The organism is Streptomyces sp. NPDC001135, assembly GCF_053598395.1.
Genome location: NZ_JBSFKD010000018.1, coordinates 46556 through 61869 on the forward strand (window position 1 = coordinate 46556; position 15314 = coordinate 61869).

The following is a 15314-nucleotide window of genomic DNA, read 5'->3' on the forward strand; positions in this document are numbered from 1 at the left end:
CGCCAAGTCGCAGAAGCTGTACGGCATCAAGGGCGCGACCCTCGACACGTACGACGACGGGCTGACCACCAGCCGGCGGGCGTACCGGTCCGATTTGTCACGTCAGAACAGCGTCAATGTCCTCGGGAGCGGCGCCAAGGATTCGCTAACACGCACCCCACCCGGCCCGCGGAAGGGCTTCCTTGGGAGCAGTCCCCCTCGACCACGGGGAGTTGAGCCAGTGAGCGGAGCGCGTCGGCGGCGATGAGTGACGTACGGCCCGGACGACTGAAGGTCTACCTCGGTGCGGCCCCGGGGGTCGGCAAGACCTACCGGATACTCGACGAGGGGCGACGCCGTGCCTCGCGCGGGGCGGACGTGGTGGTGGGCTTCGTGGAGTGCCACGGGCGTCCGCACACGGAGGCCATGATCGACGGCCTTGAGGTCGTCCCCCGCACGTCCTGCACGTATCGCGGCGGGGGCTTCGAGGAGATGGACCTGGCCGCGGTGCTGGCACGCCGCCCGCAGGTGGCGATCGTGGACGAGTTCGCCCACAGCAACGTCCCCGGTGACGGCCGCAACCCCAAGCGATGGCAGGACATCGAGGAACTCCTCGCCGCGGGCGTCGACGTCATCACCGCGGTGAACATCCAGCACCTGGAATCCCTCAACGACGTGGTGGAGAAGATCACCCACGTTCCGCAGCACGAGACCGTGCCCGACGAGGTGGTCCGCCGGGCCTGGCAGCTCGAGCTCGTGGACATGCCGCCCGAGGGACTGCGCCGCCGGATGGCGCACGGCAACATCTACGCCCCGGAGAAGATCGACGCGGCCCTGGCGAACTACTTCCGGCCCGGTAACCTGACCGCGCTGCGGCAGCTGGCCCTGTTGTGGGTGGCCGACCGGGTGGACGAGGCGCTGCAGGAGTACCGCTCGCAGCACGGCATCGGCGGGGTGTGGGAGACCCGGGAGCGTGTCGTCGTCGCTCTGACCGGTGGCCCCGAGGGCGACACGCTCATCCGGCGGGCCGCCCGGATCGCCGCCCGGTCGGCCGGCGGGGACCTGCTCGCCGTGCACGTTGCCCGCAGCGATGGTCTGGCCGGTGGTGTCTCGGCCGCCTCCCTCGCCCGGCAGCGCCGGCTGGTGGAGGATCTCGGCGGCAGCTACCACTCCGTCGTCGGTGACGACGTGGCCACCGGCCTGGTGGAGTTCGCCCGCGCCGAGAACGCCACCCAGCTCGTCCTCGGCACCAGCAGACGCGGTCGTCTACAGCGCTTCCTGACCGGGCCCGGCACGGGCGAGACCGTGACCGAGCTGTCCGGTGACATCGACGTCCACCGGGTCACCCACGAGCGGGCCGGGCGCGGCACCCTCCTGCCGTCCCGGCGCCGCACGCTCTCCACCGCCCGGCTGATCGCCGGACCGGTGGCCGGTCTCGTCCTGCCGATGCTGCTCACCGTTGTGCTGGCGCAGGTGCGCGGGGCACTGGACCTGACCAGTGAGGCGCTGCTGTTCCTGCTCGCGGTCGTGGGTGTTGCCTGCATAGGCGGGGTCGCGTCGGCGGTGATCGCGTCGGTGACGGCGTCCCTGCTCCTGAACTACTGGTTCATCCCGCCCATCGGCGCCTTCACCTTGGGCGACCCGAACGCGCTGCTCGCCCTCGGGGTGTTCGCGGTCGTCGCGGCCATCGTGGCCGGGGTCGTCGACCGCTCGCTGCGGCTGTCCCGGCGCTCGGCCCGGGCCACCGCCGAAGCCGAGACCATGTCGTCCCTCGCCGGCACCATCGTGCGCGGGGAGGCGACGATCCCGGCCCTGCTGGAGCGCACCCGCGAGACCTTCGGCATGGAATCGGTGGAGTTGGCGGACGCGCCGTCGGATACCGAGGGGGCCACATCGGTACCGGCCGGTCCGGGCGCGTACCTGGTGCTGCGCGGCCGTACCCTCTCCTCCTCCGAGCGGCGGGTGCTGGCCGCGTTCGCCGCGCACGTCGGCTCGGCGGTGGAGCGGGCCCGGCTGGCCGAGGCGGCGGCCGAGGTGGAGCCGGTACGGGCCGCAGACCGGCTGCGTACGGCGCTCCTGCGGGCCGTCGGCCACGACCTGCGTACCCCGCTCGCCGCGGGCTGGGCCGCCGTCACCTCCCTGCGCAGCCCAGATGTCGAGTTCACACCGGAAGACCGTGACGAACTCCTCGCCACCGCCGACGAGTCCATGGCCAAGCTCAACCGCCTCGTGGAGAACCTCCTCGACCTCAGCCGCCTGGAGGCCGGCGCCCTCACCCTGAACCTGCGCCCCACCTCCCTGGACGAGGTTCTGCCGATGGCGCTCGCGGACGTGCCGGGGGTCGAGGCGGCGGACGTCGAGAAGATCCCGGCGGTGCTCGCCGACCCGCCGCTGCTGGAGCGGGTGATCGCCAACCTCGCCTCCAACGCCGTCCGCCACACCCCGCGGGGGCACAAGGTGCTGGTCACCGCCAGCGCCCTGGCGGGACGCGTCGAACTGCGCGTGGTCGACCGGGGCCCCGGACTCCCGCAGACCGGCCGGGAACGGATCTTCGAACCCTTCCAGCGGCTCGGCGACAACGACAACACCACCGGACTCGGCCTCGGACTGGCCCTTGCCCGGGGCCTGACCGAGGCGATGAACGGCACCCTCACTCCCGAGGACACCCCCGGCGGCGGCCTGACCATGGTCGTGTCGCTGCCGTTCGCGGAGCAGCCCGTAGGGGCCGGATCCACCGAGCGGAGCGCAGGAGGCGCACGATGAGTACACGCATGCAGACACATGGAGACCGCACCGCACACACCCCGCCCGCACCTGGCCTCTGCGGGACCGGCTCGCCCTGACCACGGGCCCGGCACCGCCATGGCCACGGCGACGGTCACGCACGCCACGGCCGAGCAGGCAGCCCCTCGGCCGATGGTGTCCCCGACCAGGTCGCCGACCGGTTGCGCCTGCCCGGTCCGCCGTCCGCGCGGCTGGACGGGCCACGCCGAACTCAGTCCTCGATGGCCTGGTAGAGCGTGGTCCAGAAGTCGAGCATGAGGTGCACCGGGTCCGGGACGGACGCTCCGACCTGGGTGAGCAGGATCCCGGTGATCCCGTTGACCGGGTCGGCGTAGGTCGAGGCGCCGCTTCCGCCGTCCCAGCCGAACTGGCCGACGGGCGCGTAGTCACCGCGGTAGGTGCGCACCGCCATTCCGAAGCCCCAGCCGCCGTGCTGACCCTGACCGAACGACACATGGACGTTCTCGGTGGCCAGGGCGGTCCGGGCGGCCTGCTGCTCGGGCGTGAGGCGGTTGGTGGTCATCAGCTCGACGGCGGACCGGGACAGGATCCGCTCGCCCCCGTGCATCCCGTGGTTCAGCAGCATCCGGAAGTAGGCGTGGTAGTCGTCCGCGGTGGAGACCAGCCCCCCGCCGCCACCGGGGAACGCCGGAGGCTTGCTCCAGCGGCCCCCCTCGGACTCGTCCCAGACGGTGAACTCCCCGGTCCCCGGGTCGGGGGCGTAGAGAGTCGGCAGCCGGTCGATCTTGCCGGCGGGCACATGGAACCCGGTGTCCTTCATGCCCAGCGGCTCGAAGATGCGCTCGTGCAGGAACGACTCGAACGACTGGCCGGTGACCCTGGCGACGAGCACGCCGACCAGGTCGCTGCTGATGTGGTACTGCCAGCGCTCACCGGGCTGATACATCAGCGGAAGCGCGCCCAGGCGGCGCATCCACTCGTCCGGCTCGGGCATCGGCACCGGCAGATTGGGCGTGAGCCCCTGCTCGAAGACCGCGTTCATGATCGGGGTGCCCAGCGACGTCATATCCATGCCGAGCCCGAACGTGGAGGTCAGCACGTCCCGTACGGTGATCGGGCGGCGCGCCGGCACGGTGTCGTCCAGCGGGCCGTCGATCCGCTTGAGCACCCGGCGGTCCGCCAGCTCCGGCAGCCACGGCTCCACCGGGTCGTCGAGGCGCAGTCTGCACTCGTCGAGCAGGACCATCGCCGCCGCCACCGTGAGCGGCTTGGACGTCGAGGCCATCCGGAAGATCGTGTCCCGGCGCATCGGCGCGCCACCGTCGTGGCGCATCGTCCCCACCGTTTCGACGTGCGTCTCCGCGCCCCGGCTGAACAGGGCGACGAGTCCGGGAATCTTCCCGGTCTCCACATGCCGTGCCAGCACGTCGCGGATTCTGCGCAGCCCTGTTTCGGAGAAGCCGCTGTGCTGCTCGGTGAGGGTGACGGACATGGGTTGTGTGCTCCTTTGAATGAACTGACGAATGAACGCGCTGATGAACGGACGAACCGGGGGCGGTCGCGGCCCCCATCGGCGCCGAGGTGTCCGGACTGCTCAGATCGGGAGAGCGGACTGCGGGCAGCCGAGCCGGTCGGCGATCACATCCAGCACTCGTCGCAGATCGCGTGACATGCGGGCGCGCAGGCCGATTTCGGCGATCCCGGCCGCGAACCCCGGATGGTCGGGGAGGACTCGGTGGACGCGATGGGTCACCCGGGTGCCCGCGGGGCAGGCGGTGACGGCGTGCACCCCGGCGTACCAGCTCTGCACCGCCACCCTGGACCGGTCCCGGTCCACCTGGACCTCCACCGGCTCCACCGGCCCGGCGAGTTCGGCGCGGTAGGCGTCGGCGCCGGACCCGGTCACGACGGTCATCGCGCCCTGCCGTGCGGCCGAAGCCCTGGCCAGCACCAGCAGGTTGTCATCGCCGACCCGGCCCTCGGTGACGGTGAGCAGGAGCGCGGCCACCGCGGGGACGGGTGCGGCGAGCGTCCCGTGTACTTCCCATCGGGCGGGCAGCGCGTCCAGTTCGGCGAGCAGCGAAGGCGTCGTGTGCATGGCGAACAGCCTCTACGCGGTTGCCTGTCCGGGACAGCCAAGCCGCGCCTGCCGGGACGCGGGACCTCCCACAGATACCCGGCTGACCTGCGCTGTCACTCCTGCGGACGACTGCTGCGCGGGTGTCCCGGGACGGGACGGGACACCCATGCCAGACCTGGGACAGGCTCAGGACACCCGGGCCAGACCCGAACGCGCCGCGCACGCGAGGTAGGTGACGCCGTGTTCGGTGGCGATGTCCAGCGCCGTCCGGAAGTGCCGCCGCGCGGCGTCCCGGTCGCCCATGGCCAGGCATGCCTCCGCGTAGGGGAGGAGGCTGCGGACCATCCGGTGCGGCTCACCGGTCCGTTCGAGAATGCGGAGGGCCTCGGCGTGCCTGGCCGTCGCCTCCTCGGCCCGACCGAGGTGGCGCAGGGCGACGGCGGTGTCCGTGAGGCTGGCCGCTTCGAAGACGGGGTGGCGTGTGGCCCGGTTGAGCGCGACGGCCTGCTCGGCGCAGTCGAGGGCGGTGCGGACGTCGCCCAGGCCGAGTGCCGCCCGGCCGAGCACGTCCAGGCACATGCGCTCCTTCTGCCGGTCCAGCCCACGCGCGGTCTCGATCACCTCCGAGACGACCCGGTGGGCCTCGCCGTGCTTCCCCGACTGCACCAAGGCCTGGCCGAGACCGGTGCACACCTGCACGCGGGCCGCGGCCTCCTGGGGCGGCAGGAGTGCCGTTGCCTGGCGCAGGAGTTCGACGGCGGATTCGGCGTCGGCGACGTACAGCCGGATCTCCGCCAACTGCAGGAGGGTGATGGCCTCGCCGACGATGTCGCCCTCAGCGGCCATCAGCACGCGGGCGGCCTCCAGCTCCGGCACCGCCTCTTCCAGCCGGCCCTCGCGCATCAGCGCGGCGCCGAGCAGGTACCGGTGCGAGGCGAGCACACGGCGCTCGCCGAGCCTTTCGGCGGCGGGCATGCTGACTTCGAGCCCGCGGCGCAGCTGCGCCGTGCCCCCGCGTCGCGCGTGGGAGATCAGGGCGAGCTGTCCGAGCCCGACCGCCGGCGCGTCGACGCCCAGCTCCACGGCGAGCGAGAACGTCGCGGCGAGGTTGAACCACTCGGTGTCCATCCAGTCGACAGCTGTGTCGTGGTCGGCGAGGCCAGGAAGGGCGGGAGGCGGCTGCGACACGACGACCGGCAGCGGGATGACGACCTCGACCAGCTCTTTCACGGCCAGCATGCCGCTCAGGTAGTAGTCGCCCAGCCGGGCGATCGCCGGTACGGGGTCGGCTGCGGCGTCGTCGGCGCGGGCGGCCTGCCGCAGCAGGTCGTGCATCCGGTAGCGTCCCGCCGCAGGCTCCTGGACCAGGTGGACGTCCACCAGTTCCTCCAGCAGGGAACGGGCGTTGGCCAGCGGAATCCCGGCCAGGGCGGCCGCGCCGTACGCGTCGATGTCCTCGCCCGGCACCAGCCCCAACAGGCCGAACATCCGCCGCTGGGCGGGATCGAGCTGCCGCAGCGACATCTCGAACACGTCCGCCACCGCCAACTCGCCCTCGCGCAGCCGTTCCACCAGGGTGTCGAGCGTCCACGAGGGCCGGTGCCGCAGCCGCGCGGCGGCCACCCGAATGGCCAGCGGCAGGTTCCCGCATCGGCGCAGCACCTCGCCGACGTCACCGGGCCGGGACCCGCCCGCGGAGGCGACGAACAGCTCCGCCGCCTCCCGGGGCGGCAGGACGTCCAGTGAGATGGGCTGGACACCGTCCAGCTCCACCATCCGCCGGCGGCTGGTGATCACCACGAAGCTCTGGCCGGCGCCGGGCAGCAGATCCCGCACGTGATCGGCATCGGCGGCGTTGTCCAGCAGCACGATCGCGCGCCGCGTCGCCAACTCCGACCGCCACAGCGCAGCCCGCTCGGCGACCCCGTCCGGAATCCTGCCGGGCGGCACCCCGAGCGCGGCCAGCAGTACACGCAGCGCCTCCGCGGGCTCGACGCGCTCCCGGCCAGGGGTGAACCCGTGCAGGTCCAGGTAGAGCTGGCCACCCGGGAAGTCGGCGGTCAGCTGATGCGCGGCGTGTACGGCCAACGCGGACTTGCCCACCCCGCCCATGCCGTCGATCGCCACCACCGACGTGTTCCGCGCGGCGCCGAGGAGGGCCTCCAACTCCGCCCGGCGCCCGGTGAAGGCGGTGATGTCGTGTGGCAGGTCGTTGCGCACGGGCGCGGTGACGGCCTGGCTCGTCCGGGGCCCGTCCTTGGCCCGCTCCCACACCTCACGCAGGGGCCTGGGGTCACGACCGGCCGCCTTGCAGAGCGCCACCACCGTCGGCCAGGGCGGAACGGCCTGGCCGGAGAAGTAGCGCGACAGCGAGGAACTGCTGACGCGGACGTCGCGGGCGAGCTCGCGCAGGCTCCGTCCGGTCAGGTCACGCAGCTGCCGTAGCCGCTCCGTCAACTCCTCACGCATTTCCGGCCTTTCTCTGGATCCACGCGCTGATCCTAGGCTGACTGAAATGCGCCGGCTCGAACTGAAGTGATTTCCCCTCGGTCCTCAGCGGCATCACTCCAGTCCGGACGCCTTGAACAGGGCCAGCGCGGTCTCGCGGTCCCTGCGGGCCGAGAGGCGCCGCAGCGCGGTCTGCCCACACAGCAGCAGACCGTCGTCCGCGGCCTTCCGGGCGGCGGTCTCGAAGCGGTGCCACACGTCCGGGTTGTTCACCAGGAGGACGGGATCGATCACGACGCGCGCGCCGAACGCGTCACGCGGTACGAGCCGTTGGGAGACGCCGTCCAGGCAGCGCACGGACACAGACCTCGGTGGCACCTTCCACCACGTGGTCGGCGACGACATAGCGGCCGCCCTGCTCGACTTCGCCCGCGGCGTCAACGCCACCCAGATCGTGCTGGGCGTCTCGCGCCGTCGCAGCTGGCAGTACGTCTTCGGGCCAGGGGTCGGCGCCACGGTGGCCGTGGAGTCCGGTCCGGACCTCGACGTGCACCTCATCACGCACGACGAGGCGGGCAAGGGCCGTGGACTGCCGGTGGCGCGCGGCGCCCGCCTCGGACGCTCCCGGGTCATCTGGGGCTGGGCCGTCGGCGTGCTCGGCCCTGCCGTGCTCACCTGGCTTCTCACCAGTGCCGTGCCGGACGTCGGCCTCGCCAACGACATGCTGCTGTTCCTGACCCTGACGGTGGCAGCGGCCCTGCTGGGCGGCCTCTTCCCCGCGCTGGCCTCCGCGGTGGTCGGCTCCCTGCCGCTCAACTGGCACTTCACCCCGCCCGTCCACACCCTGACGATCGCCGACCCGAAGAACATCGTCGCCATCGCGATCTTCGTCGGGGTCGCCGTGTCCGTGGCCTCGGTCGTGGACCTCGCCGCCCGCCGCACCCATCTAGCCGCCCGGCTGCGCGCCGAGTCGGAGATCCTCTCCTTCCTCGCGGGCAACGTCCTGCGCGGTGAGACCGCTCTGGAGGCGCTGTTGGAACGGGTCCGGGAATACCTTCGGCATGGAGTCGGTGGCCCTGCTCGAACGGACCGGTGAGACCGCGCCCTGGACCTGCGCCGGCAGCGTGGGACCCGAGCCCGCCGAGGTTCCGGAGGACGCGGATGTCGACGTACCGGTCGGCGACCACACGGCCCTCTCCCTGCGCGGCCGCGTCCTGCCCGCGGCCGACCGCCGCGTGCTGGCCGCGTTCGCCGCGCAGGCCGCCGTCGTCCTGGACCGTCAACGGCTGCAGCGCGAAGCCGATCGCGCCAAGGAACTGGCCGAGGGCAACCGCATCCGCACCGCCCTGCTGGCCGCCGTCAGCCACGACCTGCGCACCCCGCTCGCCGGCATCAAGGCCGCGGTGACCTCGCTCAGGTCGGACGACGTCGAATGGTCCGAACAGGACCGGGCGGAGCTGCTGCAGGCCATCGAGGAGGGCGCCGACCGCCTCGACCACCTCGTCGGCAACCTCCTCGACATGTCCCGCCCGCAGACCGGCACCGTCACCCCCATCATCCGCGAGAGCGACCTCGACGAGGTCGTGCCCATGGCGCTGGGCGGGGTGCCGGAGGACAGCGTGGACCTGGACATCCCCGAGACCCTGCCCATGGTGTGGGTCGACCGGGGCCTGCTGGAGCGGGCCGTCGCCAACGCCGTCGAGAACGCGGTCAAACACAGTCCGCCGGGAGAGCGGGTGCTGGTGTCCGCGAGCGCCCCGGCCGACCGGGTCGAACTGCGGGTCGTGGACCGCGGGCCGGTGTTCCGGACGAGACCAAGGAGCCACCACCGCGTCCTGGGCGGCCGGCGCGACCTCCGCGGGGATGCCGGCCCGCCGGCGCCGACCGTCGTCATGTGTCCATTCCCCGGGCAGGAACAGAGCCCACTCCCACGAGCACGGCCACCCCCTGCCAGGCGCGGTGCCCCACTTGGCAAACGACACGCCGTCAACGACCCACATCTCAGGCTGATCGCCTCGCACAACCGCTCGGCGATCCGCCACCATCTGGTGATCAACAGGATCATCCAACGACTGAGAGGTTGCTCCAGCGCATTCAGGCCGTCGCCGAGCCTGCGGGCGGCATCGACTGGGACATCGGCATCGACCCCGCGTCGATCCGCGCCCAACAGCACGCCGCCGGGCCAGTCGACATCGTCGTCAGCCGCTCGGCCTGGGCGAGCCCGCGCCGGGCGGCGGGGGCCAGGCGGCCGGCCAAGTGGCGACCCGAGCCGTCGGCCCCAGACTCCGTCAGGGCGCCCCTGGCGGCGCCACGCCCGTGGCCGGGCCGGGCTCGGCTTCCTGTGGAAACAGCTGGTGGAAGTGACGGCAACCGGGCCACACTGATGACTTTGTGTCGAGGTTATTTGACTCTCAGTAATTGATATGTCGAAATCGGAGCCGAGGGCTGCTGCGTCGCGAGAAGAGGGAATTCCGCCCATGGCTGTCGTACCGACGTATCCCGGCATCTACATCGATGAAGTGAAGAGCGGTACGCGGACCGTCGTCGCCGTGCCGTCCTCGATCACCGCGTTCGTCGGCTACACCCAGCGTGGACCTGAGCACCGGGCGACGCGGATCTCCAGTTTCGGCGACTACGAACGCGACTTCGGCGGACTCGACCAGGACAGCGAACTGAGCTACGCGATTCACCAGTTCTTCGTCAACGGCGGCTCCGACGCCTATGTGGTCAGGGTACCGAAGCCCGATGCGGCGCCCGCAAAGGTCTCCGTGCGCAGCGGCACCGAGAACGGCGCCAAGGGCTCCCTGGACATCACCGCTCTCAGCCCGGGCGCCTGGGCCAACGACGTGGTGATCGAGGTCGACTACGACCAGATCCCCGCGGCGGACACCAAGTCGTTCAATCTGACGGTCACCGACCTGGCGACCGGTGCCACCGAGCGCTTCCGGGGCGTGAGCGTGGATCCGGCCAGTGGCCGGTTCGCGCAAGCGGTGCTGGCGGACCCTGACAACGGATCGCGCATGGTGCGAGTGAACGTCGTGGAGGGTGCCGCCCGGCCCATGGCCACCGGAACGCCGGGTGGTGACATCGATCTGTCGGCTCTGAAGAACGACAAGAACTTCACGCTCAAGGTCATCAGCGATCCCGCGGTGGGAGCGGCAGGCGGCGACTCGGTCGTCGTCATCGGCCAGGGAGAGCCGGTCCCCACGTCGGTCGCGGGCCTGTGCTCCCTGCTCGAACGCAAGATCAACGCGGTGTTGTCCACCCAGCGCGCAGGCACCCGAGTCCGTTGTGTGTCCTCGCCCGGCGGCGGCGGGATCCGGGTCGTGAGCGACTTCGATCCCGACCTGGTACCCGACGGCGTCGACGCCGTGATCACCTTTGCCGAGGGTGACGGCGCCAGCATCCTGCCGCTGCTCAAACTGGACTCGGCCAAGGCCAACGTCGGCCGCTACCGACTCGGCAAGGGCCGTTCGGTCAAGGCCCAGACTGCTTCGGCGGCCGGTTCGGACGGTACCCGGTTGCCCGGTGCCAAGGAGCTTGTCGGGGACGAGCACGCGTTCACCGGCATCCATGCACTCGACCGGGTCGATCTGTTCACGATCCTCAGTATCCCGGACGCCACCCGGGCCAAGCCGTCGGACCCCCATGCGTTGGATCCCGGTGTGGGGGATCCGAACGCCGTCTTCACCGCCGCCATGCAGCTGTGCGCCAAGCGCCGGGCGATGCTGATCGTGGATCCGCCGCCGACGGTGCGCGACGTCGACGGGGCGCTGGACTGGATCAGCTCCGGCCTGACCGCCAAGGGCCCCGACGCCACCGCCTACTTCCCCCGGCTGCGCATCCCCGACCCACTCAATGGATTCCGGCTCCGTACCGTCGCGCCCAGCGGCACTGTCGCCGGCCTGTGGGCCCGTACGGACGCCGCGCGAGGCCCCTGGAAGGCCCCCGCCGGCACCGAAGCCAGACTCCTGGGCGCCGGAGGCCTGGACTGCCCGCTCACGGACGCGGAGAACGGCGTCCTCAACCCGCTGGGCCTCAACTGCCTGCGAACCCTCCCGGTCTACGGCAGCGTCAGCTGGGGCGCGCGCACACTCGACGGTGCCGATGCCATGGCCAGCGAATGGAAGTACCTGCCGGTGCGCAGACTGGCCAAGGTCATCGAGGAGAGTGCCTTCCGCGGAACCCAATGGGCCGTGTTCGAGCCCAACGACGAACCGCTGTGGTCGCAGTTGCGCCTCAACCTCACCTCCTTCATGCACGAACTGTTCCGCCAGGGAGCCTTCCAGGGGACGACACCCCGCGAGGCGTACGTCGTCAAGTGCGATGCCCAGACCACCACCCAGGACGACATCGACCGCGGGATCGTGAACGTCCTCCTGGGGTTCGCCCCGCTCAAGCCCGCCGAGTTCGTCTTCATCCGCATCCAGCAGCTGACCGGTCAGACGCAGGGCTGAGAGGTTCGTCATGCCTTCCTTCACCGTCAACTCCAACCGCTTCGACCCGTACAAGAACTTCAAGTTCCGGGTTCGCTGGGACGGCCGGTATGTCGCCGGGGTCAGCAAGGTCAGCGCCCTGAAGCGCACCACCGAGGTGGTCAAGCACCGCGACGGCGGAGACCCGAGCACCAGCCGGAAGACCCCGGGACGCACCGAGTTCGAGGCGATCACACTGGAACGTGGGGTCACGCACGACTCCGCGTTCGAGCAATGGGCCAACAAGGTGTGGAACTTCGGATCCGCGCTCGGTGCCGAGAGCTCGCTCAGGGACTTCCGCAAGGACCTGGTGATCGAGGTCTACAACGAGGCCGGTCAACTGGCGCTCAGCTACAAGGTGTTCCGCGCCTGGGTCTCGGAGTTCCAGGCGCTGCCGGATCTCGACGCCAACGCCAATGCGGTGGCCATTCAGCATCTCAAGTTGGAGAACGAGGGATGGGAGCGCGACTACGAGGTGGTCGAGCCCGCGGAGCCGTCGTTCGTCGAACCGTAGGCATGTGATGGACGAAGCCCGGATCCTCGATGTGTGGAGTCAGGGGCGAACGCGCCCCGAGGCCAGGCGGCTCCTGCTGCTCGCGGCCTCACAGCCCGACCGAACCCGGGAGGAGCTGGCCAGGCTGAGCGTCGGACGGTGCAACGAACTGCTCCTGCGGGACCGGCTGACCACCTTCGGCTGCCGGTTCGACGGCGAGGTCCGTTGCCCCGCCTGTGGCGAGCGCCTGGAAGTCAGCCTCGATCCAAGGGAGTTGCTCGGCCCGGACGAGCCGGGGGAAGAGCCGGCTGACGCCGTGTGCCGACTCCGCCTCGGCGACGCCGTCCTCCGGTTCAGAGTGCCCACCGTCGGTGACATCGAGCAGGCGGCTGCCTGCCCGGATACCGACTCGGCCGCCCGGGTACTGTGGCACGCCTGCCTGTCCGCCGACGGGTTCGGCGCCGAGTACGACCGAGTGCGGGACACGATCCCCGAGGCCGAGCTCGTCCAGGCACTCGACGCCGAACTGCGCCGCCTCGACGGACGCGCCGACCTGCGCATCCGGACCGACTGCCCGGACTGCGGAGGCACCTTCGAAGCGACTGTGGACCCCGCGTCGCTGTACTGGGAGGAGATCGAGGACCGCGCACGGCAGCTGCTGATGGACGTGCACCGGCTCGCAGCCGTCTACGGCTGGAGCGAACGCGAATGCCTCAGCCTCGATCCGCTGCGTCGTGCCGGCTATCTGGAGCTGATCGGATGAGCGGTTTCCTCCAAGCCCTGGCACGGCTGGCCGTCGGAGAGGCGATCACGGTACGGCCGAGGCCGAGAGCGCGGTTCGAACCGGGCGCCGGCCCCGTTCTCGGGCCGTACGCCCTGACCGACCGGCAGCCCGGCTCCGCGACCGCGCACCCCCCGACGGGAGCCGGCCACGCCGGTGGCCCGCCCCTCGGCCTTCCTGCCCCGCCAGGCACCGGCCCCGGCGAGTCCTGGGCCGTGCCCTCGACCCCCGACTCCACGCCTCCAGCGCCCCTTCCGGCCGGTCCCCGACCATCACCTCTCACCGGTCCAGGGCGGGACACACCTGCCGCGGACCCGCCTGCCCACGACCCCCAGGGCGGGAGCCCGGCCGCGGTGACCGCGGCGGTGTCGCCCCAGAAGGGGCAGACCGGCGCCGACACCCCCGGCCGTCCTGCCGACGCGCCGGGTGCCCGACCGGGCCGGCCGGCCGGGTCTGCCCGCGTGCAGGACACGGCCGTACGCCCCACACCCCCGGCCGACCCGGTGCGGCACCCACGCCCGGTCACCGCAACACCCCTGGCCGTCACGGGACATGGGGCCGGACGACCTGTCGTATCCGGGCCGGACGCGGAACATGACGGAGGGTCTGCCCCTGCCGGCCCCGACGGACTCCACGTTGTCGGCCGGCCCGACGGACATGGGAGCGAAGGGCTCGACAGGGCCCACGAGCCCGAGAGCCGCACCCGGGGCTCCGCGGCTGCGGCGGGTGCAGAACGAGCGGTGGCCCTCCCCGGCGGCGTCGGCCGTCGGACCCCGCCCGCGCCCCCGGCATCCCGTGCGGCGACCGTCCCGGCCGCCGACACGGCCCGTACGGAACCGTCAGCGTCACCACCGCCGGTCGTCGTGTCCGTCGGCCGGATCGAGATCCATGCCGTCACCCGGCCCACCCCACCGTCAGCCCCTGCCGCCCCACCGGAGCGTGCGTCGACGGCGCCCGCCCTCGACCGGTACCTGGCACGACTGGAGGGCGGCGCTTGAGCACCGGCTTCGCCCTCGCCGCCGTCACCGCCGTGCTCCGCAACCGGCTGACCCAGCACCTCGCCGCGGCCCAGCTGTCCGGACCCGCCGCCAATGTGACGGTGACCGCTGTGCCGCCGGACCGGATCACCGTCGGCAGCAATGAAGTGGCCCAGCTCAACGTCTTCCTCCACCAGGTCACCCCGAACCCGGCGTGGCGCGGCGCGGGACTTCCCGCGGCCGACTCCGCCGGATCACCGATGGACGCCCCGCCACTCGGCCTGGACCTGCACTATCTGTTGACGCCGTACGGAGCGGACATGTACGCCGGAGAGATCATCCTCGGCCACGCGCTGCGGGCCCTGCACGACGAGCCCGTGCTCAGCCGCGAGGTGATCAGGAACGCGCTGGACCCGGTCGGCCAGGACCCCTCGCTGCCCCCGGAGTTGGGGCAGGCGGGACTCGCCGACCAGGTGGATCTCATCCGTATCACGCCGGCCGCGATGACACCCGACGAGGTGTCCAAGCTGTGGTCGGCGACGCAGGCCCACTACCGGCTCACCGCCGCCTTCACGGCGGGCGCGGTCCTCATCGACAGCAGACGGCCACGCCGCCGCGCACTGCCGGTGGCCGAGCCGGTGGCCGGCACCAGCCGGGCTCAGCTGCCGCCCGTGCTCGATGCCGTGGAGAACGTCACGGAGGGAGCCCCGATCACCCCTGGCAGCACCGTGGTGCTCGTCGGAAGGGGATTCGGTGTCCCGGGCGTGGTGTCGGTGGGCGGGTTCGAACACGCGCTGACGGCGGACCAGGTCGAGGAGTCCGGCATCACCCTCGCTCTGCGGGACATCGCGCCACAGCTGAGGGCCGGGGTGGTTCCCGTGCAGGTCCGCATCGACGTCCCGGCCGGCGGGCCGCCCTCGGACACCGACCAGGGCCGGTTCCTCCCGTACCCCTCGAACAGCGTCGCCTTCGTCCTTGTGCCGGTCATCACCGCCACCGTACGGATCTCGGCGACCGAGTCGGTGAACGGACGGCCGGTGGCCTCGGGCACCGTCGACGTGTCCGTCCAGCCCCCCGTGACCGCGATCCAGCGGGTGAGCCTGCTGGTCAACGAGATCGGCCCGCCCACCGGGCGCCCGGCGTACCGGACCGCGCTGGACGCTCCGCCGGACAACGGCGTACAGGCCGGATCGACCGACTCCACGGCGATCTCCTTTCCGTTCCAGCGCGTTCCCCGGGGCCGCTACGTCGTACGACTCTCGGTCGACGGCGCAGAGAGCCCGCTCACCCGGGACGCGTCCGGCCGGTACACCGAACCAGGGGTGGAACTGTGACC

General features: G+C 71.6%; 9 protein-coding genes and 1 pseudogene. 6 read left to right on the top strand and 4 right to left on the bottom strand.

The features are described from left to right. Window positions 1-243 precede the first annotated feature (243 nt). Window positions 244-2742 (top strand): ATP-binding protein, encoded by a 2499-nt coding sequence (locus tag ACWC94_RS22230; protein WP_450798616.1) that lies wholly within the window; start codon window positions 244-246, stop codon window positions 2740-2742. A gap of 232 nt (window positions 2743-2974) precedes the next feature. Here ACWC94_RS22230 and ACWC94_RS22235 read toward each other — a convergent pair whose 3' ends face one another. The 4 genes from ACWC94_RS22235 to ACWC94_RS22250 form a co-directional block, all read right to left on the bottom strand. Further along, window positions 2975-4216 carry a serine hydrolase domain-containing protein gene (locus ACWC94_RS22235; protein WP_450798618.1) on the bottom strand — a complete coding sequence of 414 codons (1242 nt, stop codon included), beginning with the start codon at window positions 4214-4216 and terminating at the stop codon, window positions 2975-2977. 102 nt (window positions 4217-4318) lie between these two features. Further along, window positions 4319-4822, bottom strand: a complete 504-nt coding sequence (locus ACWC94_RS22240) for a hypothetical protein (protein WP_450798620.1) — start codon at window positions 4820-4822, stop codon at window positions 4319-4321. A gap of 168 nt (window positions 4823-4990) precedes the next feature. Beyond that, the gene (locus ACWC94_RS22245) at window positions 4991-7273 is read right to left on the bottom strand and encodes an ATP-binding protein (RefSeq protein ID WP_450798621.1); all 2283 of its coding nucleotides are present in this window, start codon (window positions 7271-7273) and stop codon (window positions 4991-4993) included. A gap of 93 nt (window positions 7274-7366) precedes the next feature. Next, window positions 7367-7615 carry a hypothetical protein gene (locus ACWC94_RS22250; RefSeq protein WP_450798729.1) on the bottom strand — a complete coding sequence of 83 codons (249 nt, stop codon included), beginning with the start codon at window positions 7613-7615 and terminating at the stop codon, window positions 7367-7369. On the opposite strand from ACWC94_RS22250, the pseudogene ACWC94_RS22255 reads away from it, so the two are divergent. The 5 genes and pseudogenes from ACWC94_RS22255 to ACWC94_RS22275 all read left to right on the top strand — a co-directional run. Next, window positions 7614-9116, top strand: a pseudogene (locus ACWC94_RS22255) (DUF4118 domain-containing protein); the annotation flags it as partial. The gene ACWC94_RS22250 and the pseudogene ACWC94_RS22255 overlap by 2 nt on opposite strands. Window positions 9117-9729: 613 nt before the next feature. Next, entirely contained in the window at window positions 9730-11709 is a 1980-nt protein-coding gene (locus ACWC94_RS22260) for a phage tail sheath family protein (RefSeq protein ID WP_450798622.1), read from the top strand. A gap of 10 nt (window positions 11710-11719) precedes the next feature. Then, on the top strand, window positions 11720-12241 hold the full coding sequence (locus ACWC94_RS22265) for a phage tail protein (RefSeq protein WP_450798623.1): 522 nt from the start codon (window positions 11720-11722) through the stop codon (window positions 12239-12241). A 4-nt stretch (window positions 12242-12245) separates the two neighbouring features. Then, entirely contained in the window at window positions 12246-12983 is a 738-nt protein-coding gene (locus tag ACWC94_RS22270; protein ID WP_450798624.1) for a hypothetical protein, read from the top strand. 1012 nt (window positions 12984-13995) lie between these two features. Beyond that, window positions 13996-15312, top strand: a complete 1317-nt coding sequence (locus tag ACWC94_RS22275; protein ID WP_450798625.1) for a DUF4255 domain-containing protein — start codon at window positions 13996-13998, stop codon at window positions 15310-15312. Window positions 15313-15314: the final 2 nt, after the last annotated feature.